Source organism: Chlorogloea sp. CCALA 695 (assembly GCF_003003885.1).
Lineage (GTDB): Bacteria > Cyanobacteriota > Cyanobacteriia > Cyanobacteriales > Chroococcidiopsidaceae > Aliterella.
This window is the reverse complement of record NZ_PVWN01000021.1, coordinates 51,835-74,204: the sequence shown is the minus strand read 5'-3', so window position 1 is coordinate 74,204 and position 22,370 is coordinate 51,835. Positions and strand designations below refer to the sequence as shown.

The 22,370-nt window shown below is 44.0% G+C and carries 21 protein-coding genes; 8 read left to right on the top strand and 13 right to left on the bottom strand.

The genetic code is table 11. The annotated features are described in order from the left end of the window. Positions 1–58: 58 nt before the first annotated feature. On the bottom strand, positions 59–1,822 hold the full coding sequence (locus C7B70_RS12980; protein ID WP_106369458.1) for a S8 family peptidase: 1,764 nt from the start codon (positions 1,820–1,822) through the stop codon (positions 59–61). 112 nt (positions 1,823–1,934) lie between these two features. On the opposite strand from C7B70_RS12980, the gene C7B70_RS12975 reads away from it, so the two are divergent. Next, positions 1,935–2,363, top strand: coding sequence for a hypothetical protein (locus C7B70_RS12975; RefSeq protein WP_106369457.1), 429 nt, complete (start codon positions 1,935–1,937; stop codon positions 2,361–2,363). Between the two features lie 351 nt (positions 2,364–2,714). Here C7B70_RS12975 and C7B70_RS12970 read toward each other — a convergent pair whose 3' ends face one another. The 3 genes from C7B70_RS12970 to petC all read right to left on the bottom strand — a co-directional run bounded on the left by C7B70_RS12970 (position 2,715) and on the right by petC (position 6,581). Further along, positions 2,715–4,559, bottom strand: a complete 1,845-nt coding sequence (locus C7B70_RS12970) for a tetratricopeptide repeat protein (protein ID WP_106369456.1) — start codon at positions 4,557–4,559, stop codon at positions 2,715–2,717. 413 nt (positions 4,560–4,972) lie between these two features. After that, positions 4,973–5,959 (bottom strand): cytochrome f, encoded by a 987-nt coding sequence (gene petA / locus C7B70_RS12965; RefSeq protein WP_106369455.1) that lies wholly within the window; start codon positions 5,957–5,959, stop codon positions 4,973–4,975. An 82-nt stretch (positions 5,960–6,041) separates the two neighbouring features. Next, positions 6,042–6,581, bottom strand: coding sequence for a cytochrome b6-f complex iron-sulfur subunit (gene petC / locus C7B70_RS12960; protein WP_106369454.1), 540 nt, complete (start codon positions 6,579–6,581; stop codon positions 6,042–6,044). A 214-nt stretch (positions 6,582–6,795) separates the two neighbouring features. Here petC and C7B70_RS12955 point away from each other — a divergent pair, with 214 nt between their 5' ends. Further along, positions 6,796–7,104, top strand: a complete 309-nt coding sequence (locus C7B70_RS12955) for a DUF3067 family protein (RefSeq protein WP_106369453.1) — start codon at positions 6,796–6,798, stop codon at positions 7,102–7,104. 6 nt (positions 7,105–7,110) lie between these two features. On the opposite strand, the gene tatC is transcribed toward C7B70_RS12955, so the two are convergent. The 3 genes from tatC to C7B70_RS12940 form a co-directional block, all read right to left on the bottom strand. Then, positions 7,111–7,887, bottom strand: a complete 777-nt coding sequence (tatC, locus tag C7B70_RS12950; RefSeq protein WP_106369452.1) for a twin-arginine translocase subunit TatC — start codon at positions 7,885–7,887, stop codon at positions 7,111–7,113. A 67-nt stretch (positions 7,888–7,954) separates the two neighbouring features. Further along, positions 7,955–10,090, bottom strand: coding sequence for a transglycosylase SLT domain-containing protein (locus tag C7B70_RS12945; protein ID WP_106369451.1), 2,136 nt, complete (start codon positions 10,088–10,090; stop codon positions 7,955–7,957). Between the two features lie 73 nt (positions 10,091–10,163). Continuing rightward, positions 10,164–10,535 carry a metal-sensitive transcriptional regulator gene (locus C7B70_RS12940; protein WP_106369450.1) on the bottom strand — a complete coding sequence of 124 codons (372 nt, stop codon included), beginning with the start codon at positions 10,533–10,535 and terminating at the stop codon, positions 10,164–10,166. Positions 10,536–10,691: 156 nt separating this feature from the next. On the opposite strand from C7B70_RS12940, the gene C7B70_RS12935 reads away from it, so the two are divergent. Continuing rightward, positions 10,692–11,378: an ATP-dependent Zn protease gene (locus tag C7B70_RS12935; RefSeq protein ID WP_106369449.1), complete on the top strand. Its 687-nt coding sequence runs from the start codon at positions 10,692–10,694 to the stop codon at positions 11,376–11,378. On the opposite strand, the gene C7B70_RS12930 is transcribed toward C7B70_RS12935, so the two are convergent. Next, on the bottom strand, positions 11,371–13,398 hold the full coding sequence (locus tag C7B70_RS12930) for a chromosome segregation ATPase (RefSeq protein WP_106369448.1): 2,028 nt from the start codon (positions 13,396–13,398) through the stop codon (positions 11,371–11,373). The two genes, C7B70_RS12935 and C7B70_RS12930, sit on opposite strands and share 8 nt — an antisense overlap. Before the next feature lie 151 nt (positions 13,399–13,549). Then, on the bottom strand, positions 13,550–14,452 hold the full coding sequence (gene hslO / locus C7B70_RS12925) for an Hsp33 family molecular chaperone HslO (RefSeq protein ID WP_106369447.1): 903 nt from the start codon (positions 14,450–14,452) through the stop codon (positions 13,550–13,552). Positions 14,453–14,571: 119 nt separating this feature from the next. On the opposite strand from hslO, the gene C7B70_RS12920 reads away from it, so the two are divergent. Then, the gene (locus C7B70_RS12920) at positions 14,572–14,964 is read left to right on the top strand and encodes a hypothetical protein (RefSeq protein ID WP_106369446.1); all 393 of its coding nucleotides are present in this window, start codon (positions 14,572–14,574) and stop codon (positions 14,962–14,964) included. Between the two features lie 21 nt (positions 14,965–14,985). Here the strand turns inward: C7B70_RS12920 and C7B70_RS12915 are convergent, their stop codons facing one another. From C7B70_RS12915 to C7B70_RS26340, 4 genes are read right to left on the bottom strand one after another with little or no spacing between them, the layout of a single operon-like run. Beyond that, positions 14,986–15,360, bottom strand: a complete 375-nt coding sequence (locus tag C7B70_RS12915; protein ID WP_199192238.1) for a hypothetical protein — start codon at positions 15,358–15,360, stop codon at positions 14,986–14,988. A 42-nt stretch (positions 15,361–15,402) separates the two neighbouring features. Further along, the gene (locus tag C7B70_RS12910) at positions 15,403–15,831 is read right to left on the bottom strand and encodes a universal stress protein (protein ID WP_106369444.1); all 429 of its coding nucleotides are present in this window, start codon (positions 15,829–15,831) and stop codon (positions 15,403–15,405) included. A 25-nt stretch (positions 15,832–15,856) separates the two neighbouring features. After that, positions 15,857–17,173 (bottom strand): histidinol dehydrogenase, encoded by a 1,317-nt coding sequence (gene hisD, locus C7B70_RS12905; protein ID WP_106369443.1) that lies wholly within the window; start codon positions 17,171–17,173, stop codon positions 15,857–15,859. Between the two features lie 34 nt (positions 17,174–17,207). Next, entirely contained in the window at positions 17,208–17,351 is a 144-nt protein-coding gene (locus tag C7B70_RS26340) for a hypothetical protein (RefSeq protein ID WP_158260488.1), read from the bottom strand. 43 nt (positions 17,352–17,394) lie between these two features. On the opposite strand from C7B70_RS26340, the gene rpsT reads away from it, so the two are divergent. The 4 genes from rpsT (at position 17,395) to rpoB (ending at position 22,309) form a co-directional block, all read left to right on the top strand. Beyond that, on the top strand, positions 17,395–17,700 hold the full coding sequence (gene rpsT / locus C7B70_RS12900; protein WP_106369442.1) for a 30S ribosomal protein S20: 306 nt from the start codon (positions 17,395–17,397) through the stop codon (positions 17,698–17,700). 54 nt (positions 17,701–17,754) lie between these two features. Then, complete coding sequence (locus C7B70_RS12895; protein ID WP_106369441.1) at positions 17,755–18,540, top strand: TatD family hydrolase; 786 nt, start codon at positions 17,755–17,757, stop codon at positions 18,538–18,540. Between the two features lie 124 nt (positions 18,541–18,664). Continuing rightward, positions 18,665–18,790: a hypothetical protein gene (locus tag C7B70_RS28340; protein ID WP_255409333.1), complete on the top strand. Its 126-nt coding sequence runs from the start codon at positions 18,665–18,667 to the stop codon at positions 18,788–18,790. A 186-nt stretch (positions 18,791–18,976) separates the two neighbouring features. After that, complete coding sequence (gene rpoB, locus C7B70_RS12890) at positions 18,977–22,309, top strand: DNA-directed RNA polymerase subunit beta (RefSeq protein ID WP_106369440.1); 3,333 nt, start codon at positions 18,977–18,979, stop codon at positions 22,307–22,309. The last annotated feature ends 61 nt before the right edge of the window (positions 22,310–22,370 follow it).

The window sequence follows — 22,370 nt, the reverse complement described above, 5'->3', positions numbered from 1 at the left end:
CAGCTAGACTTGGGAGTCTTGGCTGGAATAGTTATGTACGGGCTTTCACCGTGATTCACTATTCAACGAATCGCACCATCGCTAACCATGCTAATCCATAACAAAGAGCCGCGTTACTAATTAAGAAAGTACGGGCAATTAACCCTTCACCTAACCACCAAATATCAGGCGTAACTACAGCGCTGACAAGCAAGCAACTAGCAACTCCTAAAGATGTACCAATTGCAAACCATTTCCAGCTAGGATGACCGAGAAATAAAGCAATTAAGGCGACGGGAATCAAGGCACTAGCAAACAAAGGATTGAGGACACTATCGCCTGCTAAAGCGTTACCTAATTCAGGAATTGAGCTACCCAATAGGCGCAATGGCCATTGAGGCAAATCGTAGATGTAGACACCACGCAGGAAAAATAAACCCGAACTTCCAGCAATTAAACCGCTACTCAACGCCCAACTCCAAGCAAAGGGAAAGTAAGTGCCTAAAAACCATGCCAGTAAGTAAGAACCGAGTACCATGGCAATTTTAGGTAAAAGTGCGATCGCTCCACCATCAATCCAAAACCGCAAATTAAGGTAGCCATTCTCTCTTAACCAGCGAAAGAAGTGAGGAAAGCTAATTTTTCCGGCTTGAGCTAGTTTGACGGCGGCGGCGGCATCTAATTGTCCTGCGCCGTAGTAGTTTAAACCGTCTTCTTGAATTACTCTTGAAGACTTTTGTAAGACTTCTAAAACTTCCTCTGGTTGAGTCACCCCAGAGGCTCTAATTAACGCTGCAACCCCTGCTACGTGAGGTGCTGCCATGCTTGTACCTTGAAAGCCCTGAATTGATGCTACGCCCGTTTCTGGGTCGATAGTATCTTGTAAAATCTTCCCGGCATCACTACCTCCAGGAGCAGAAATATCTACCCCCGCGCCAAAGTTTGAGTAGGGAGCTTTTTCACTAGCTGCATCGTAGGCGGCTACGGAGATCACGTGGGGGTAACGAGCGGGGTAAGAAGCGGAGTTTTGATTTTCATTTCCCGCCGCCGCCACAATTACCACACCTTTACCATAGGCGTAGTCTATGGCTTCCTTCATGACTTGACTTTCACCACCGCCACCCAAACTCATATTAATTACATCTGCGCCATGATCGGCGGCAAATTTAATAGCTTCAGCAATATCGGCAACAGTTCCGCCGCCATAACTATTTAATACTTTTAAAGGCATTAAACTTGCTTCGTAAGCTATTCCCGCGACACCATAGCCGTTGTTGGTCGATTGGGCAACCGTTCCCGCTACGTGCGTACCGTGTCCGTTGTCATCGTCGGCAAGAATGCGATCGTTTACAAAGTCGTAGCCATCGACAAAAGTTGTGTCTTTTAAGTCTGGTACGCGGCTAATTCCGGTATCAATCACCGCAACAGTAACATCTTTGCCTTTTGTTTCGCTCCAGGCAGATTCGATGTTGATACTACGCAGGTTCCACTGTTTGCTATAGTCAGGGTCATTGGGAGCAACTAAAGCTGTGTAAATATAGTTTGGTTCGATGTATTCGGTTGCTTTGGCTAAATTAAACTTTTTTAAACTTTTTAGCGTATTGCGATCGCCTTTGACCACATACACGCGATCACTTACCGAAAAAGCACTGTTAAGTTGCGGTATAAAATTAAATTGGCTAGAAATCGCGTTTATTTTCTCGTTAATTTCTGTCGCAGGTATATCTTCTCTAAAATCAAGCACAATTGAGTCAAATTTGCCCTGATTTGCCAGCCCTTTAAAATTAAATAGGGCGAAACTTATCCCAACTAGAAACAAGCACAGCAGTAAAACCCTTTTCATAGCAATTTATTAGTGGCACTATCGTACTGACAAAATAACCTATAGGCTCTTTATTTGGGATGATTTTTTGAGATACTCACCACAAATTTATATTTTCAAGCAAGGAAACTAAATGGAACGCGGCTTAATCTGGTTATCTTTATTATTGGTATTTGTTTGGTTGGCTGGCTTAGGCTGGAACGAATACCAAAAAGTTGAAACTTATCGGCGATGGGCGGCGGATGCCGAGTTTGAAAAATCTAAGTACGATATTTACGCTGTACTAGCTAAAAAAGGTAACGATTTAACCTGGGGAAAACCGACTAGACAAGCAATAATTAACCAATCTACATTTTTATTAAATGATGTCCAAGCAATTAATTTAGTGGTAGACGATCGCCTAGTAGAGATGGAGTCTCCACCGACTAAAGGGCGAAAAATAGCTTTAGAGTTTAGTTTTGTTCCATCAGCGCCGCCCGTGCGGGTTCCTTTTACCGAAATACCCTTAGCCGCCGAATGGGGAAAATATTTAAGTTCGCAATTAAATCTATTGCGCCAGTAGAACTAATCAAGTGCGATCGCCTAGCTATCAATTTTAGCCCGTATGTAAAGCTGTAACCTTAGTAGAAATGCCTAAACTGATTAAAATAACAGCATAAATTTATACCTTTTCATTGATTGTTAACCTCAAAAAAAATATATTAGTATAAAAATAGCAGCTACTAATCAACGAGGCGATCGTTTGAGGCGGATATTTGTGAAAGTGCAAACTTACTCAAAACTTATCAATTGCGATCGCAACGGTTGTTGGAATCTCGATTTGTGAAATGTCTGTAGCTAGACCTAGAGAGGGCGCAGGCTCTTTTTAACAGAGAGATAATGTAGCTCCTAGAAACTATGAAGTTGTCAAAGTTTAGAGCGATTGTTGATACTGATTTAGGAGTAAGGGTAAGTAATCGTAACCATCGACTCCAATTACAGGGATAATTTGCGCTCTGCACTGTTTAAGCAAGTTTTGAAAAGCGGTGTCTCCAAGTTGTCCTTGCAAAATTGTCAATAAGCCTGCGGGTTGTCGCCATTGCACTGAGCCAATTTGCTCTAATAGATACATCCCCAAACTTCCCGTAGTCATAGCCATCTCTATATTTTGGCTGCTGTAATAAGCGGATGCTAAAGAAGCAAAGTTTTGCCCTTGAAGATACAAATCGCCAGAAATTCTAGCAGATTGTAAGGCAATTTCTAGATAGGGAATAGCATTTTGGGGTTGAGAAAGCACTAGATAAGCAACGCCTAAACTACTACAACACAAAGCCTGACTTTGCTCGTCGCCTAAGCGTTTGGATAATTCTAATCCTTGCTGGAGGTATTGAATTGCACTTTCGTATACTTCAAGCTCACTTTGCAACTGCTGTCCTTGAAATACTTGGCTGTAGCCCAGATTAGCTAGGGCGTTGGCTTCTCCCAAACGCTCCCCAGATTGACGAGCCAAAATTAACGCCCGTTGGCTGTAGTTAATGGCGCTTTCGTAATCTTTTTGGGTGACGCAAGCGCGACTAAGATGATTGAGATTAGCAATTTCACACTGAATATCCCCTCTAGTTTGGGCAATGTCTAAAGCTTGTTGGGCAAAAGCTTTGGCTGGTTCTAATTGACCTAAAGCTTGGAGAGAATAGCCGAGTAAAGTTAAAATTCGCGCTTTTTCTTGAGTACCTTCAACTTGCTTTAAGGGTGCGTCGAAGTAGCTTAAAGTAGAACGTAGGCGATCGCCACTAAACAAAGCAAAAATCCCCCCATAAAGTGGAAAATCTTTAGTTTGGGCAAAGGTGCGGAGAATTTGCAAGGTAATTTGAAAACAGCTATCTAGATAATTGCTAGAAGTTAACGATTGTCTCAAACCATTGGCTAATTGTGACCAAATAGCGGCAAAAGTTAAAAAGGTAGAAGTTGATAAATTAGCCCCAGCCTTGGCATTGTAAGCTTGTTTATTGAACCAAGCGACTAAACCTTGTTGCAAGCACTGCATAGTTACAGCAAGTTCTACCCAAGCACTTAAACTGATATTGTCTTGCTGAGAAATCCACTCGTCTACAGGCTGCTGCAAAGCTAAAGTTTGAAAGAGCGATCGCATTAAAGGACTTTTTACCTGTTTCGCCCATACTGTCCAAGGGCCCCTTTGTCCTGGTACACCTACAAAACCCAATGGTTCTAGGTTGTCGTACATCCAGCTAATTAAGTAATCTTGCAACGATTGCCAAGAGGCGATACCAGCTATTAACCCTTGAGCGAGTTGGGCGGCTTCGCCATCTGTTGATGGTACTTGTTTTTGGAGATTAACGGCTAATTGCTGAATTTGGCTAAGAGTCAAAGCTGGGTTGCGGTTGGGATCAATTGCTGTAATTAAAGCCCCCAAGACTTCACCCTCTGGGGCAGCAAAAATCGTTTCTAAGGCATCATTTAGGGTACTAGAAACCGCTAAATCTTTTTGTACGCGCTCCCATTCTCCTTGAATAGTTTTAAGGGCGCGGAGGCTACGCATAGCTTTAGCTTGCTTTAATTCGTCAGTTTGGCTATTTTGCTGCTCGAATGCTTGAATTTGTTGAGACAAAAAGCGCTCAAATAGTTCTCCCGTGCCGGGTTCTACCTCTTGACGTAGCAATTGATAAACCTGTTCTTTAGAGCTTATTTGACCTTTTAAAGTAGTTTGGACAATGCGATCAATTAACGCATTGTAGCGAGTTTCAATAGATGTATCTGACATAACCAATCCCCATAATTGCCAATTATTGCGAAAAAAAACCAGTCAGCAGTAATGGTAAAAGCAGTAGAACGCAAATAACCATAAATATAGTTCCTGGTTCGATATCCGTGGTATTTTTCTGCGGTTTGGGCATCGTCTCTAAAAACTTATCTGCTATTTTCTCCAAGGTAGCTTAGTACCCATTTCTGTTGCTGCGGAAAAAAATAAGTAACCAATTAGTAACCCCGCACACCCAAGAAAAACCGATAAATCCTGATTCATACACGTTCTTTAGTTGTAATTTGCCTTTATCAACGTTTAGAAATGCGAAGCCCGTTACCGGGCGCGCTTGCGCTATCGCCTTTTCCCTAAACTTGATGATACAAAAAAGGACAGGTTACACCTGTCCCCAAAAAAATATTGTCAGCTAAATATTAAAAATTCATCTCCGCAGCTTGAACTTTCTCTACTTGCTTTTTCTTCAATACCAACATGACTTGAGATAGCATAATTCCAGATATGAATACTACCAACCATCTCAGTCGCGTAGCGCTTTGCAGCACTATTTCGCCGTCGGCTTGACCAAATCCACCCACATTAGGGTTGTTGGTTAAAGCGTCGCCTATAGCTACCGTTTGCCCTTGAGCAACGAGTAATTCGGGTCCGGCAGGAATTTTGTCTACAGTGTCGCCACTATCGCCAGAAATTGTGACTTGATAACCACCTTCTTCAACGGGGCTAATTTTGCTAATAGTTCCCGCCACCGAAGCGTTGTAAACCGCATTATTGCTCTTTTCACCCGTAGGGTAAACTTGTCCGCGTCCGCGATTTGCGCCTAAGTGAACGGAGTATTTGCCAAAGTGAACGCTTTTGTCCGTCGCTGGATTAGGAGAAAGCACCGGAAACACAATTTCTTGATATTGTTCGCCAGGTAAAGGTCCAACTAACACAATATTTTCTTGAGTTTCGCTATAAGGTTGGAAATAAAGATCCCCTACCTTTTCCTTCATTTCTTCTGGGATTCTGTCGGCGGGAGCAATTTTAAAGCCTTCAGGTAACATTAATACTGCCCCAACTTGCAAACCTCCTTTTGTGCCATCGCTGACTACCTGCTGAACGCTGGTATCGTAAGGAATTTTGACTACAGCTTCAAATACTGTATCGGGTAAAATCGATTGAGGAATTTCTACTTCTGATGGTTTCGCCGCTAAGTGACAGTTGGCGCAAACAATTCGTCCTGTAGGTTCGCGAGGAGTTTCAGGATAGGTTTGCTGCGCCCAAAATGGATAAGCTGAAGCGGATTGAGGCATAGCAATGTCGCTAACCAGCAAGAAAGCAACAGTTACCAAGGCTAGAATCGCCGTTTTAAAGATTGCCCCTACTTTAAGAGGCAATTTTGCTGCAAATAATGCTTTTTTCATCTCTAACAATTTCTGTGACAAGGACTCGATAAAGTATGAGTTATTATCTGCAACTCATAATACAAACGTTCAAAACTCTTATTTAAGCCCACCAAGGCGCATCACCTGTGCGGAAATCCGTCTCAGTCCAAGGAGTTAAGGTAACTTTATCGTCTTGGACTTTGGCGTGAGCTAAAGGTAAAGACTTAGGTGCAGGCCCGCGTACTACTTTACCTGTATTGTCGTACTGAGAACCGTGACAGGGACACATAAATTTATTTTCGTTGCCATTCCAAGGCACAACACAACCTAGGTGAGTACAAACAGCATTGATGCCGTAATCGGCGATCGCTTCTTTGCTTTCTGCCACAATATAAGTTGGGTCGCCTTTGAGTCCTTGGGCTAACGTGCGATCGCCTGCGCTACGAGTTTCTAAAAACTTACTAACGCTAAAATCATTGCCTAGCGCGTCTTTTGCTGTTGTTCCGCCGCTAGATCCGCCGCTAGATGGGGGAATAAAAAACCTTACTACTGGATACAATGCCCCGGCGGCGGTTCCTGTAACTGTACCAAAAGCCAGTAGATTCATAAATTGACGACGACCCATATTTGGGACATCCATTGATTCTGACATCTGCGCCATACTGTTCTCTCTTGGATCGTTGTTAACTTCTTTGAGCTTAGGTCAAGAGTGCGATCGCCCACTTTGTTTGTGTCGGACTACTAAGAAAATATAAAAATCCCTCTTGCTGCGAATGCGATCGTCAATAGGAGGTATATTACATTTCTTTATATTGGTATCATACTTGAATTACCTACTTCAGTTTTGTAAACAAATGTAAAACTTAGCACAAGCCATGACAGGACAAGATTTACACCAGCTATTGCTAAATAAATGGGGACGTTCTTACGACGTGCAGTTGCGGCGCACCCAAGGGAAGGTATTTTTACAAGTAATGTGGAAATATTTAGAGCAAGCTTCGTTTCCGTTGAGTGAAACTGAGTATGAAGCGCACATGGAAGCGATCGCAACCTATTTAGAGGGCTTTGGGGGAACCTTACAGGTACAAAAATATATTTTAGATACAAAAGAACGTCCGCGCTTAGGTAAGGCGGTGAGCATTCCTTTAGACTTAGGACTTCGGGCTTCAGAATGGATATTGTAGTGATGTTTACTTCCCTAACAACTTAACTAAACCAATTCCGCCGAAATAAAGCCCCAATACTGCACCCGCTAATAGGCTTTGAGTTAAAGGATCGGTAGAAGGAGTCAAAACTGCTCCTAAAACTACAGCAGCGACAATTACAAACCGCCAACCCGCCAACATTTGGTTAGAAGATACAATTCCCAAAAAGCCGAGTAAAACTTGAATAATCGGAATTTGAAAAGCAAGTCCCGTACTAAATAATAGCAATAATACAAATTCAAAATACTTATCAATTGACCATATTTGTTCTACTACCCCCTCGCCATAATTAATAAAAAAGTTGAGCGCCGCCGGAATTAAGAGTAGATAAGCAAATATTAATCCCGCCGCAAATAGAAAAGTAGAGCCAATAATCACTGGGCCAATCAAACGGCGTTCGCGGCGAGTTAAACCAGGTAAAACAAATTGAATGATTTGATAGAGTATGAAAGGACTTGCCACTACAAGACCACTATAGCCAGCAACTTTAAAAGAGACAAAAAAGAACTCTCCAGGAGCAAGTTGCAGAAATTTTACACCTTGAGCAGGTACTTCTAGTATTTGAACAATTGGCTTAACAGCTATAAAACAGCCAGTTATACCTACAACAACAGCAATTAGCGCATAAAAAATTCTCCATCTCAACTCCTCCAAGTGGTCGAATAGTGACATCTCCGCTTCATCGGGAAGTTCGTTAAGAAATTCCTCTGGGGTGTCGAAATTTTGCTCGGCTAAGGTTTCAACTTCTACTGGAGGTGTCATTTCAAGCTATACAGGGGTTGCTTAACTATTGTATCTAGGGTAGCAGCAGAAAAAAAGGGATACTTAGTTATGGTAGGGTAGCGCCTTTAGGGTGAGTAGCTGAATATTTAGCAACTAACTGGGAAACTTCTGGATTGTAGAGGCGCAGATAATTCCAATAGTTGCCAAAAACTTGTCTAACGTAGCCTTTGGTTTCTTCGTAGGGTATGGCTTCTACAAATTCATCAGGATCATTAATTTCAAAACGATCGCGCCATTTAGAGACAGCATTAGGCCCGGCGTTGTAACTTGCGATCGCAAACAGGGAATTATTATCGTATTGCTGATGGGTGTAATTTAAAAACCAAGTACCCAACAAAATATTGTCTTTGGGAATTTCAGGATTGTATTGCTCTAACTTAATTTTCTCGGCAATCCATTCACTTGTACCAGGCATTACTTGCATTAAACCGACTGCACCTGCAACGGAGCGAATTTTTGGCTCAAACCGAGATTCCTGGCGAATTAAAGCTGTTACCAGCAAGGGGTTAAGTTGACGCTGACTTGACCAGTATTCTATCTCTTGGAGAAAGGGAAAAGGATAACGAGCTTGCCAGTAAGTAAGTTTTTGACTGAGAGTATTATATTCTGCCTTTTCTGGGGGGGTTTCTCGGTCTTCTAAGGTGGCAATTTTGTTGATTCCTAGTAGATTGTCGCCTTTGGCTAAACTCATCACTCCATCAGTAAATTGCTCGGCTACAGTAGGCTGAATTTTGTTTGTAAATTCCACTTGCCAAAGCGCCAACGCATCTTGATCTTGTCCTAGCTGGTAAAGTTCTTTTAATGTTGCCGATCCCGCAGGCAAAAGTCCTCGCGCTGGTGCGATTACTTGAGGATTTATCTGTCTTACCGTTGTAAAGTTGCCGACATTTAAGCCTAGTATTGCTGCCGATCGCCAAGCATAGTAAGACTGGGGAAACTGGCTCAATACATACTCATAAGCCGCTTTAGCTTCAGGTTTCCCTAACTTATCTGCCCATTTTCCTACCCAAAAACCTGCTCTAGGAGCCAATATACTTTTAGGGTTGCGGGTGGGGATAGTTTGCGCCCATTGCCAAGCTGCTTGATAATCTTGCGCCTCAGCTTTTTCTTGGGCGATTTTCCAGCGATATTCGGCCGCCGCTTCGGAGTCGCCATACTTCTTTAGCATGACATTACGGGCTTGGGTGGCAGCTTTTTTGTTTTGTGGTTCTAAAATATTAGCTTTGGCGGCTAAGGCGGCTCCAGCTTGATTAGGAAACCCGCTAATGACTCGATCGTAGTAGGCGATCGCCCTGGGCTTTTCTGCCATCTCTGCAAGTTGCGTTAAAGCTAACCCGCTTTCTTTAGCTGTAGGAAAGTAGCCGATTAATTGCTTATAAGTGGCGATAGCTTCAAGCTTTTTATTGCTTACTTGAAAACTCCGCCCTTTACGGTAGAGGTTTAAAGGTTTACGGGATGCTTTGTTATAAGCTAAGGCGGCTTTACCATAGGTTTTTTTAGTCCAATAAGCTGTAGCGACGACTTCCCAATCGGCGGGAGTTAATTTAGCTCCTGATTGGACTAATTTATCAGCAATAGCAATATCTGCGGGAATAGCATTTTTAACTATCAGCAGCATTAAATCTGAGCGTTTAGGATTATCTACCAATAGATTCCGGGCAATTTCCAAACTGCGGGGATGGCTGGGATATTTAGAAATCGCACTTTCCCAATACTGTTTATCAGTTTTGCCCAAATTAAACAACGCTTCTGTAGCTAGGGGGCTGTTGGCGTGGCGTGTAAGCAACTCTTGCCATTGCGTCTGTGTGCTAGAAGCTTGAGCGCGTTTGAGGGCGATAGGGGCGGCAAAAACTGGGTAAGATTGCTCTAAGTTTTCTAATAAGGTAAGGGCTTTTGCTCCTTGATTTTGGGCAATTAAATCGCTTGCTAAAAGGTAACGGGCGCGATCGCGTTCGATGGATTGAGGTAATTGGGCGATCGCGCTTAGTTGTAAAGCTCGCTCTTTTGCTGAAAGTCCTACTAAGGGGATAACTTGCGACTTTGGATTAGCGGGAATAACTTGGGCTTGCTTGGTATTTTCTGGAGATGTCTTACTCTTAATAGCAAATACTGCCGCTCCGCCTAGTAAGATACACAGGGCGGTAGTTGTAGCTATAGAAATTAAATTTTGCCTCTGTACCATCGTTCGCCCTTAGTAGATGAATTTCTTGCAACTCTAGCATTATTAATTTAGACTTAACCGCCAAGATTTGGAGCTAAGGTAAAAACCGATCTAAAGCAGCTTTTAGCTCTTGAATTTCTACTTCAATATTCCCAGCTTGGGCGGCTCTACCGATACATTCGGTTAAGTGTTCGTCTAAAATTAGCCTTGCAACTCGATCTAAAGCACCTCTAACGGCGGCAATTTGTACCAGTACGTCGGGACAAGGGCGACTTTCTTGCACCATTGTTTTAATCCCGCGAATATGCCCTTCTAGGCGCGACAGACGATTGATAATGCTGCGTAACGATTCTTCGCTGTGGATATGGGGATGAGGTGCGGGTTCGTTCTCATGGGTATGATTGGGATTAGCTGGCAAGTTTTTACTAAGCAAAGAATTTTCTACTAATTCTTTAGATTTATTCATAGGTGACAGGGAGGCGACAGATTAGATCCTAGCTTAGAGCGCCCATTGCTGCTGTTGAAAGCCTTTAATCTTAATCGCGGAAGCTCATTTTCTCCTTTGCTTGTTTATTGAGTGCGATCGCCCTTAATAATAAAAAAATGTCGACCCCTATTTTCTATGAGCCAAACTACCCTTAATTTAGTTGCAATTTCTATCTTTCTGGTCACCTTTTCAACCTTAGTCGGCCCTTTATTTAACTTATCTCCCACGATTCCCGCTTTCGCTACTTTTACACTCTTAGGACTTGCAACCCTTGATAGCTTTGGTTTACAAGGCAAAGGCGGGGCGGTAATTAGCGATTTATTTGCCTGGACTCCTCAAAACCGCGATCGCATTCTCCACCACGAGGCAGGACACTTTTTAGTTGCTCATTTTCTAGATATTCCCGTTACAGGCTATACTCTCAGCGCTTGGGAAGCTCTAAAACAAAAACAACCCGGTCTTGGCGGCGTAACTTTTGCCGATGACGAATTAGCATCTCAATTGCAACAGGGAGCTTTAAAAGCCCAGTTATTAGACCGCTATTGCACAATTTGGATGGCAGGAATAGCCGCCGAAAACCTAGTTTATAACAATGCCCAAGGGGGCGCGGACGATATTAATAAATTGCGAAAGGTACTAGCACCAATTGGCTTTTCTGTCGCCGCTCAAGATCAAAAACAGCGCTCTAGTGCATTACAGGCAAAAACTATCATCACCGAACACTGGACAGCCTACGAAGCTTTAGTTAAGGCAATGCAGCAGCGTGTTTCTGTAGATGATTGCCGCATGATAATTGTCAGAAATCCTCAACCGTCTAGTTAGCTTCGGGTTCTGGGGCTGGTTTTGGTGGATTTAAAAACCTTTCCCAAGTAGCAATTTGATCTTGAGCGCCGGGGTAAGCTTCAGTTCCTAACGGTACAAGTTTAGCAACTTCAATCGCCCCAGGAATGTCAGATTGTCCGCGATCTTGAGCAATACTTAGAATGCGATTGCTCCACTCGGCGATCGTCAAGTTGGCATCGTAGCGTAAGGGGCTGCTATTAGGAATTCGATTAGCAACCCGAATTGCTCTTACTAGCGCCTCTGGGGTTCCTTGTACGGCTATTTGCCGCGCTTGTTGCCAATTTACCCGCGCGTTAATTTGTCCTTCCCAGTCATTGATTGCCGATCGCGCTTCACTAGATAAACTTCGCCCAGTTTTAATTTGTCCGGCGGTTTCAATTGCCAAGGGTAAATTACCTCTACTAGCGAGGCTACGGGCTTCCTCTAATAAGGGGCGATCTTCTACCTGTTCAATAAGTTGTCGCCAATCGCGAATTTTGCGCCGTGCTTCAGAATATAAAGATCGTCCTTTGCTAATTTGACTTGCTTCATTAATTGCCGCTTGCAAAGAACCCACATCTTCTCCTGATGCCAATTCTTCCGCCCGGTTTAAGTAAGGACGATCTTCAATAGTTTCTACTTTTGTGCGCCAGCGATTTACTTCACCTTTAGCTTCAATGGCGCGGGGATTATTTTCAGGTACAACCTCAGCTTGGGCAATGGCGGCGGTCAAATCCCCTACTGTGCCGCCTTTTGCGAGTTCTCGCGCTCTTTGTAGGTGGGCAACATCTTCAATTTCTAGCTGCCAACGAGCAATTAATTCTTGCGCTTTATTGTACAAGGGGCGATCTTGACTTACTTTTTGAGCGATCGCAATTGCCCCTTCAAGTCCCGGCACATTATCTAACCACGCACTGCGCCAAGCTTCGGCAATTGTAATAAAATCTTTTGCTTCTAATTGTAAATTCGCAATTGGGGGAATTTGGTTTGCAATCGAGATTGCTTCTTCCGCATCTTTTCTGTCTAAGGCATTTTGAGCAAGATCAAGCATTTCTTTTCCTAACTCAGGAATTAATGCTTGAGCGTCTTTGTAGCTGTAACTACTTGTACCGATTTCTTGAGCTAGTTTAATTGCTTCAAGTAGGTTACTAATTCCACCCCTTGCGCCTAAATCTTTAGCTTTATCAAAACTATTCGCGTCTTCTTTTGCTGTCTCAATCAGCCGATTTAATTGGTCGTACTTAGTAGTTTCCCAATAATCGTTGCCTACATTCAATAAACCCACCGCCGCCATAAACGCTTCATGCCAATTTCTTTTTGGTAGCTGCGCCTCAGCCTGGCTGTAAGTATCCTCAGCTTTTTTCCAAACCGATTCCCAACTAGCTATACGCTGCTCTACAACTTGGTAAGCGGGGACATTTCGGGGGATTTTTTTGGCAATGGCGATCGCACTAGGTAATTTACCTGCTTGAAAAGCGCGATCGCCCAAGTCTAAAATATCTATTGTCCATTGTTGAATAGATTTATTTATTTCTGCCCTTAATGGATGATTTTTGGGCAACGCTTCTACTAAAGAAATCGCTTCTAGCAAGTCTTTCACTGTCTGCTTATTTGCCGCTACTTCCGCGCAGTGCATTCTCACTGTTGCAGTAGCCAGGGGCCAAAAAATTGCTGGACAATTAGGAGCGGCGGGTAATTTTAATAGCATCGCAATTGCTACTACTCCTACGCTACTACTAATTAAACCTGCAACTCCCCACCACATAGCCCAATTAGTCAGCCACTTTGGTGGCTTTTTTGGGGCAGTATTGGGTGGTAGTGGGCGCTTATCAAGGCAACGATTGGGCGTGAGCGACTGTAGTTTCAACGCGGGTTGTGCTGACACTTCGCCCGATTCTGCACTGCTATTATGTGGCAATTGAGAGCCAGCAGGAGAAGTTGCAGCATTGGGTAATCTTGAATGATCGCCCCGTGCAAATTTCCCCATAGACCAATTTTTAGGAATTCCTGGCTCTCTCATTATTTGTCCCCAAATTGTCTTACAGGTCTAGCCGCTTTGCGATTTAACAACAGCTATTGTTTGAGATTTCAATTATCAATCTCGTTGTCATCGTACCTTTCTAGTTGCCAAAAAGCTATATTTTGTACCAAAATCTCTTAAGAAATCGCCTTTATCCTGAAGATTCAGCTTGCAAGTCTAAAATTAACTGCGCTAGTTCGTCGCTGCTGGCTTGATAAACTTCTGAGCAAAAATGACAAGTTGCTTCCGCGCCGCGATCTTTTTCAATCATATCTTGGAGTTCCTCTGCTCCCAACATTTTCAATGCCCCCAAAACGCGATCGCCTGAGCAACCGCAGTTAAAGCGCACTAATTGAGTTTCGGGTAATATTTCTAATTCCATATCCCCTAGCAATTGCTCAAATATTTCCGTCAGATTCAAACCTGCTTGCAATAGTGGCGTAAATCCAGAGAGCGAAGCTACACGGGATTCTAAAACTTCAACTAAAGCCTCATCTCTAGCTGCTTTGGGCAATACTTGAATCAATATCCCCCCCGAAGCTGTAACGCCATTTGCGCCCACAAATACCCCCACAACTAAAGCGGAAGGAGTTTGTTCGGAGGTAACAAGGTAATGAGCGACATCTTCGCCAATTTCCCCCGAAACTAATTCAACGGTACTAGCGTAAGGGTAGCCGTAGCCTACATCTCGCACTACATACAAATACCCTTCTTTTCCTACTGCGCCACCAACATCTAGTTTGCCCTTACTACTAGGTGGTAATTCCACTTCTGGATTATCTACATAGCCGCGTACTGTTCCATCTAACCCAGCGTCTACTAATATTCCGCCTAGTAATCCGTTACCTTTGATCCGAATATTTACCCGCGAACCAGAGCGTTTCATATTCGATGCCAGCAATAGTCCGGCGGACATGGTACGACCTAACGCTGCGGTTGCTACATACGAGAGATTATGCCGTCCTCTAGCTTCTTCGGTGAGGCGAGTTGTAATTACACCTACGGCTCGAATGCCACCATTAGCGGCGGTAGCACGAATTAATTGATCTGCCATGACAACCCTTACATTTCTTTATATATCTATTCTAGGATGGAGATTAAAGAGGACGCAGGGACAAGAGAATTTAGTTCTGCCATACTGAAAAATAAATCAACTAATCACAATCTAAAGCCATGCTGGGTACTTTTCAACAAAGCCAACTGCGAATAGAAGTTACAGCTTCCTTTAATACCATTAAGGACAGCTTGCTTTATCCCAAGCAATTGCAAAAATGGTTGTGGTTTGAACGCTTTAATCCAGGAATGCCAGAACAATTGCACCCAGGGCTTAGTTTTACTAATTGGACTGGGTTTGTACCAATTCATCATCAAGTAGAAGTAGTTACGCCGGAGTGTTTGCGCCTCGTCCTCAGTCAAGGAATTGACGGTTTCCACGAATGGTACTGGGGAGAAGGTTGGGTACAGTCTCGAATTGAAGGGGTTTCTTTATTGCCGTTAAATATTGGGCAAACTTTAAGTTTATTTAATTTACGTCAGTTTTTAACTCAAAAGGCTGGTAATGGGTAATTGGTAATTGGTAGTTGGTAATTAAAACCTAACTCCTACTTGCCCATTAATGCCGCGAATTGTATTGTAGCCAACGCCTACAAATACATTATCGGTCGCTCCGACTTGAACGCCCCCAGAAAAAGCTACGCCTTTATCTGCGGAGTACAAACCTAACCCCACGTAGGGCGAAACTACGGGAACGCGAATAAATTTCAGCACATCTACCCCTGTGGCTCCATCTTCGGCTTTGCCTAGCTCAACGCCCCAATTTACTGCTCTTGCTCCTACAGCAAAGGTAGCATCGCTATCATTGACTCCTACCGATACCCAAGGTTGAGGAATAAGTTGGCTATTAACCCTACTTGGCGCAAGCAATGCTACTAAACTTACAGCGACAACTAAGATTTTTTGCACGATAGTTTCTCCAAAAATAGGGCGGCTATTGATAATGGTGTGTTATCCAATTGGCTTGACTACTAGCACCGAACAAGAAGCATTTTCTACAACTTGACTGCTCACAGAACCTTGTAAGATCCTTTTTACACCCGTCAAGCCGCGAGTACCGATCGCAATCAAATCGGCATGATAAATATTTGCTAGGCGGATAATTTCTTCGGCGGGGTCTCCGGTGACAATTTCTAATTCGCTCTGGAAGGGCAACATAGCTTGATAAGCCTGCAATTGCTTTTCAATGTGGCGATAGGGAGTAGCTTCTGCTTCACTTTGGGGACGGTCGGCGGCTATTTCTAAGTCGGAGTCTGAGGTAGAAATTACATGAGCAAGAATAATTTTTACCCCAGGGGACAATTGCAGTTGCTGCACTGTTTCAATAACGTGATCGCCTAGATCCGAGCTTTCTAAAGCTACTACAATTGTGTTTAACACGCGCGATCGCCTCCCCTAAGAGTTATTATTCTTTCCAGCCGGTTTCCTCATTATCCTCTATTCGGAGCTTTACCGATTGAGCGTGAGAGGGCAATCCTTCTGCCTTCGCTAGTACGTCAATGGCTCCGGCTACTTGCTGTAAAGCTTCTGGGGAATATTGAATAATACTAGAGTGTTTGAGGAAAGTTTCTACTCCCAAAGCTGAGGCATAACGAGCAGCGCCGGAAGTTGGCAAGGTATGGTTAGGCCCTGCTAAGTAATCTCCTACGGCTTCAGGCGTTGAGTAACCAAGAAATATTGCCCCAGCGTGACGAATATTTGGCAATAATTCCCAAGGTTCGGCAACTTCAAGCTCTAAGTGTTCGGGGGCAAATTCGTTAGATAGTTGTACTGCTATATCTATGGAATCAACGACCGCAATTAAGCCATAATGAGCGATCGCTTTTTCTGTGAGTGTCCGGCGCGGGTGATCCTCTAACTGTCTCAGGGCGGCTGCTTGCACCTTTAAAGCTATCCGACTATCGGTTGTAAGTAAGATCGCCGCCGCCATCGGATCGTGTTCTGCTTGGGCTAATAGGTCGGCGGCAACGTGTTCGGGGTTTGCTCCACTATCGGCAATAATTAACACCTCCGACGGCCCAGCCAAAGAGTCAATACCTACGGTTCCATAAACTAATTTTTTGGCTAAGGTAACGTATATGTTTCCTGGCCCTGTAATTACATTTACTTTGGGAATTGTCTCGGTTCCGTAAGCTAAAGCCGCGATCGCTTGCGCTCCACCGACGCGATAAATTTCTTGTACTCCTGCCTCTTGCGCCGCTACTAATACTGCGGCGTTGATTGTTTTCCCTATTCCTGGCGGCGTAACAATTACTCGCCTAGAAACTCCGGCTACCTTCGCTGGAATCGCATTCATTAATACCGTACTAGGATAAGCTGCTCTACCCCCAGGCACGTACAAACCTGCTCGATCTACGGGGGTATAACGTTTACCCAATACCACGCCCTGCCCAAACTCTACCCACGACTTAGGGACGCGCTGACGATGGAATGCTTCGATATTTTGACAAGCTAGGCGAATTGCCTCTAGCAACTCCTTTGATACTTGCTGATAAGCCGCATCTAATTCCGAGCCACTGACACGCAAATCTTCTACCAAAAGTTCTTGGTTGTCAAACTCGGCTGTATAGTGCAGTACAGCTTTATCCCCCTGGCGTTTTACTGCCTGGAGAACTTCTCTTACTGTCGCCTCTTTATGTTGCACCTGGTCGTCTTGGGTGCGATCGCAGATCCTTTGTAGTTCTGCTTGTACCTCGCCTTGCTGAGTAATAATTCGCAGCATGAAGTTCGCAATACAATCAATTTTGGATTTAGTGCTAATAGTCGCAAGTTTCGCGCCCTTGTTCGTCAGTTATTGACGCTTCAAGTTTGCCGATTCTTGCTACCCATACATAGCTTAACGCGGATTTTTCTTTTATATCTCTACCAATTGTGGCAATATTGATGCTATATTGGTACATCTAGTATTTTGTCTATATAACCGTAGTTTTTCCTTAATTAATTGTGGCAAATATCAAGTCTGCTATCAAGCGCATCCAAGTCGCGGAAAGAAATCGCTTGCGTAATAAAGCTTATAAGTCAGCCGTCAAAACACTGATGAAGAAGTACCTCACCGCCGTAGATAGCTACGCGGCGAATCCTACTCCTGAAGCCAAGCAAGAAGTAGACCAGCATCTGTCGGTAGCGGTGAGTAAAATTGACAAAGCCGTGAAATGCAAAGTTTTACATCGCAACAATGGCGCAAGGAAAAAAGCACTCTTAGCCAAGAGTTTGAAAAGAAAAGAAGCCAGCCTCATCAACGCCAAGTAAACGCATCTTTAGCGTTAGAATGCTCCAGCAACTAAGGACTAACAGCTAAAAAAAATGAAGCTGATTGACTCTCACGTTCATCTAAATTTTGATGTATTTGAGCAAGATTTAGAGTTAGTGCGATCGCGTTGGCAAGAAAACGGTGTAGTCAAGCTTGTACACTCTTGCGTACAGCCTGATGAATTTACCCGGATTCAACAGTTAGCTAACACCTATCCTGAAATTAATTTTGCCGTGGGTTTACATCCCTTAGATGCAGACAAATGGACAGAAGCAATGGCTGAGGAAATTACGGCGTTAGCTAAGTCTGATACCAAAGTAGTAGCGATCGGCGAAACCGGGTTAGATTTTTACAAGGCAGATAATGAAGCCCAGCAGCGCCTAGTGTTTGAATCTCAACTAGAAATTGCTTATTCATTAAATCTTCCTGTAATTATCCACTGTCGGGATGCGGCGGTGCAATTAAAACAAATTTTGCATTCCTTTCAAGCCAACCACTCCGATCAAATCCGGGGTGTAATGCACTGCTGGGGGGGATCGCCGGAAGAAACTCAATGGTTTTTAGACTTGGGCTTTTATATTAGTTTTAGCGGTACAGTGACTTTTAAAAATGCTCAACAGATTCATCAAAGCGCTCAAATTGTCAGCCTCGACCGTTTATTAATCGAAACCGATTGCCCTTTTTTGGCTCCCGTACCTAAAAGAGGGACTAAACGCAACGAACCAGCTTTTGTACTGCACGTAGCTGAAGCTATTGCTCAATTGCGCGGTGAAACGGTAGAAAAAATTGCTCAAATAACGACAGCTAATGCTTGCAAACTTTTCAATCTCTCAGTTTAAGTTTAAAGCAACGCCTAGAGGGGAAAAAAGTCATAATAGTTAAAAGTCGGGCAATAGAATCAAATTTTGCTAGGAAAATTTTAAAACGTACCAATTCAAACCCTTAAAGCTCTACAACCAAGGGATGCAAGAGCAAAACAGTAATGGCGATAAATTGCCACTTCACAAAAACGTTGAGGGGCAAAAATTAAGTACGCGATCGCCTAAGCGGATAGCAGCTAAAACCACCGTCGCAAAAGTTACACCCTAAAATGACAATACTATGAATCATTGCCTAAGTATAGAGCGTCAGAATTTACCAATTCCCAACTCAAGGGAACTAAAACCTAAAAAAGCTTCTTGTTAGCAATTACTGCGTAACTGTTAGACAAAGCGCAATTGCGTAGAAGATTTCCGCCCGTTGAGTAAATACCAGCCGCAATAAGTATAAAAACGCATGACCACCGACCAATACATTGAACCTGCCTTTTTGTTACCTGACCTAATCGACATTCAGCGTTCTAGCTTCCGTTGGTTTTTAGAAGAAGGATTAATAGAAGAACTTAATAGCTTCTCGCCAATTACTGACTACACGGGGAAATTAGAACTACATTTTTTAGGTAATAATTACAAACTCAAGCAACCGAAGTACGACGTAGACGAAGCCAAACGGCGCGATAGCAGCTACGCAGTGCAAATGTACGTCCCCACCCGGTTAATTAATAAAGAAACTGGGGAAATCAAAGAGCAAGAAGTATTTATTGGCGACTTGCCACTGATGACCGATCGCGGCACATTTATTATTAACGGTGCAGAACGGGTAATAGTCAACCAAATTGTCCGGAGTCCTGGAGTTTACTACAAATCTGAAGTAGATAAAAACGGTCGCCGTACTTACTCAGCTAGTTTAATTCCTAACCGGGGAGCTTGGTTAAAATTTGAAACTGATCGCAATGGCTTAGTTTGGGTCAGAATCGATAAAACCCGCAAACTGTCAGCGCAAGTGTTATTAAAAGCTTTGGGATTATCAGACAACGAGATTTTTGAATCTTTGCGCCATCCAGAGTATTTCCAAAAAACGATTGAAAAAGAAGGGCAATTTAGCGAAGACGATGCCCTAATGGAGTTGTACCGCAAATTGAGACCGGGCGAACCTCCCACAGTCTCCGGCGGTAATCAACTACTAGAATCACGCTTTTTTGACCCCAAACGGTACGATTTAGGGCGGGTAGGACGCTACAAAATTAATAAAAAGCTGCGGCTTTCGATTCCCGATACAACAAGGGTACTTACACCTATTGACATTTTGGCAGCCGTTGACTATCTAATCAACTTAGAGTTTGACATGGGTAGCATCGACGATATTGACCATTTGGGCAATAGACGGGTAAGAAGTGTCGGAGAATTGCTACAAAACCAAGTCAGAGTAGGTTTAAATCGTTTAGAGCGGATCATCCGCGAACGCATGACCGTATCTGACCCCGATACCTTAACACCAGCTTCTTTAGTCAACCCCAAACCCCTAGTAGCGGCAATTAAAGAATTTTTTGGCTCTAGCCAATTGAGCCAGTTTATGGATCAAACCAATCCTTTAGCTGAACTTACGCACAAACGCCGCTTGTCAGCCCTGGGCCCTGGAGGCTTGACCCGCGAACGTGCAGGCTTTGCGGTGCGAGACATTCACCCCTCACACTACGGACGGATTTGTCCGGTAGAAACCCCTGAAGGTCCAAATGCGGGATTAATTGGTTCCTTAGCAACTCATGCGAAAGTCAATCAGTATGGCTTTTTAGAGACACCCTTTAGACCTGTAGAAAAAGGCATTGTCCAATTTGACAAACAGCCCGTATACATGACGGCGGACGAAGAAGACGACCTGCGCGTAGCTCCTGGCGATCTTCCTATCGATGAAAATGGTCAAATTTTAGGCAAAAAAGTTACTGTCCGCTACCGTCAAGAATTTGCCAGCACTACCCCCGATCAAGTGGATTATGTGGCGGTATCTCCGGTACAAATTGTCTCGGTAGCAACGAGCTTAATTCCCTTTTTGGAGCATGACGACGCTAACCGGGCGCTGATGGGATCGAATATGCAACGGCAAGCTGTACCGCTACTTAAACCAGAGCGCCCTTTGGTGGGAACGGGTTTAGAAGCACAAGCTGCGCGGGATTCGGGCATGGTGGTAGTTAGCCGGACTGATGGCGAAGTAATCTATGTAGATGCGACAAAGATCCGCATCCGGGTAAAAAGCAAAGAGATTACAGGAGAATCCCAAACCACTGCTACACCTCAAGAAATTGAGTATCCGATCTCCAAGTATCAGCGTTCAAACCAAGATACTTGTTTAAATCAACGACCTTTAGTTAGATTTGGCGATCGCGTAGTTGCTGGACAAGTCCTTGCTGATGGTTCCTCTACTGAAGGCGGAGAACTAGCGCTAGGACAAAATATCACCGTAGCTTATATGCCTTGGGAAGGTTACAACTACGAGGATGCGATCTTAATTTGCGAAAAACTCGTCCAAGATGATGTCTACACCTCAATTCACGTTGAAAAATATGAAATAGAGGCAAGACAAACCAAGCTAGGGCCAGAGGAAATTACTAGAGAAATTCCCAACGTTGGTGAAGACGCTTTACGCCAACTCGACGAACAAGGAATTATCGGTAAAGGTGCTTGGGTAGATTCGGGCGATATATTAGTCGGTAAAGTTACCCCCAAAGGCGAATCGGATCAACCTCCCGAAGAAAAACTGTTACGGGCAATCTTTGGCGAAAAAGCGCGAGATGTCCGCGATAACTCACTGCGCGTACCTAACGGGGAAAAAGGAAGAGTTGTAGACGTGCGTGTGTTTACCCGCGAACAAGGAGACGAATTGCCACCGGGGGCTAACATGGTAGTCCGGGTGTATGTAGCGCAAAAGCGTAAAATTCAAGTCGGCGACAAAATGGCAGGACGACACGGCAATAAAGGGATTATTTCGCGGATTTTGCCTGTAGAAGATATGCCTTATTTGCCCGACGGATCGCCCGTAGACATTGTTCTCAACCCTTTGGGCGTACCTTCGCGGATGAACGTCGGACAAGTATTTGAATGCTTGTTAGGTTGGGCTGGAGAAAACCTAGGGTTGCGGTTTAAGATTACTCCCTTTGATGAAATGTATGGGGAAGAATCATCACGAACAATTGTGCATGGCAAGTTAGCCGAAGCGCGAGAAGAAACCGGAAAAGATTGGTTATTTGACCCCGAACAACCAGGAAAAATTCAGTTGTACGACGGTCGGACGGGAGAACCCTTTGATCGCCCGGTAACAGTAGGTATCGCTTATATGCTGAAATTGGTGCATTTAGTCGATGACAAGATTCACGCCCGTTCTACAGGTCCTTACTCCCTGGTTACACAGCAGCCTTTGGGCGGTAAAGCGCAACAAGGCGGTCAGAGATTTGGAGAAATGGAAGTGTGGGCGCTGGAGGCTTTTGGCGCAGCTTATACCTTGCAAGAATTGCTAACAGTCAAGTCCGACGATATGCAGGGACGCAACGAAGCCTTAAATGCGATCGTCAAAGGTAAAGCCATTCCCCGCCCTGGTACGCCAGAGTCGTTTAAAGTGCTGATGCGAGAATTGCAATCGCTGGGCTTAGATATTGCCGTCCATAAAGTAGAACTTCAATCTGATGGTAGTTCTCTAGACGTGGAAATTGATTTGATGGCAGATACCGGGGGTCGTCGCACTCCTAACCGTCCTACCTACGAATCTCTCAGCCGCGAAGCACTCGAAGAAGAAGTATAGCTAAAAGGTAGAAGTAAGAATTTCTACTTCTACCTTTTAGTGCGATCTATTCCCTTTCTCC

Coding starts and splice junctions, on each gene's coding strand:
- C7B70_RS12980 (WP_106369458.1), bottom strand. CDS start 1,822: ATGAAAAGGGTTTTACTGCTGTGCTTGTTTCTAGTTGGGATAAGTTTC.
- C7B70_RS12975 (WP_106369457.1), top strand. CDS start 1,935: ATGGAACGCGGCTTAATCTGGTTATCTTTATTATTGGTATTTGTTTGG.
- C7B70_RS12970 (WP_106369456.1), bottom strand. CDS start 4,559: ATGTCAGATACATCTATTGAAACTCGCTACAATGCGTTAATTGATCGC.
- petA (WP_106369455.1), bottom strand. CDS start 5,959: ATGAAAAAAGCATTATTTGCAGCAAAATTGCCTCTTAAAGTAGGGGCA.
- petC (WP_106369454.1), bottom strand. CDS start 6,581: ATGGCGCAGATGTCAGAATCAATGGATGTCCCAAATATGGGTCGTCGT.
- C7B70_RS12955 (WP_106369453.1), top strand. CDS start 6,796: ATGACAGGACAAGATTTACACCAGCTATTGCTAAATAAATGGGGACGT.
- tatC (WP_106369452.1), bottom strand. CDS start 7,887: ATGACACCTCCAGTAGAAGTTGAAACCTTAGCCGAGCAAAATTTCGAC.
- C7B70_RS12945 (WP_106369451.1), bottom strand. CDS start 10,090: ATGGTACAGAGGCAAAATTTAATTTCTATAGCTACAACTACCGCCCTG.
- C7B70_RS12940 (WP_106369450.1), bottom strand. CDS start 10,535: ATGAATAAATCTAAAGAATTAGTAGAAAATTCTTTGCTTAGTAAAAAC.
- C7B70_RS12935 (WP_106369449.1), top strand. CDS start 10,692: ATGAGCCAAACTACCCTTAATTTAGTTGCAATTTCTATCTTTCTGGTC.
- C7B70_RS12930 (WP_106369448.1), bottom strand. CDS start 13,398: ATGAGAGAGCCAGGAATTCCTAAAAATTGGTCTATGGGGAAATTTGCA.
- hslO (WP_106369447.1), bottom strand. CDS start 14,452: ATGGCAGATCAATTAATTCGTGCTACCGCCGCTAATGGTGGCATTCGA.
- C7B70_RS12920 (WP_106369446.1), top strand. CDS start 14,572: ATGCTGGGTACTTTTCAACAAAGCCAACTGCGAATAGAAGTTACAGCT.
- hisD (WP_106369443.1), bottom strand. CDS start 17,173: ATGCTGCGAATTATTACTCAGCAAGGCGAGGTACAAGCAGAACTACAA.
- C7B70_RS26340 (WP_158260488.1), bottom strand. CDS start 17,351: ATGTACCAATATAGCATCAATATTGCCACAATTGGTAGAGATATAAAA.
- C7B70_RS12895 (WP_106369441.1), top strand. CDS start 17,755: ATGAAGCTGATTGACTCTCACGTTCATCTAAATTTTGATGTATTTGAG.
- C7B70_RS28340 (WP_255409333.1), top strand. CDS start 18,665: ATGCAAGAGCAAAACAGTAATGGCGATAAATTGCCACTTCACAAAAAC.
- rpoB (WP_106369440.1), top strand. CDS start 18,977: ATGACCACCGACCAATACATTGAACCTGCCTTTTTGTTACCTGACCTA.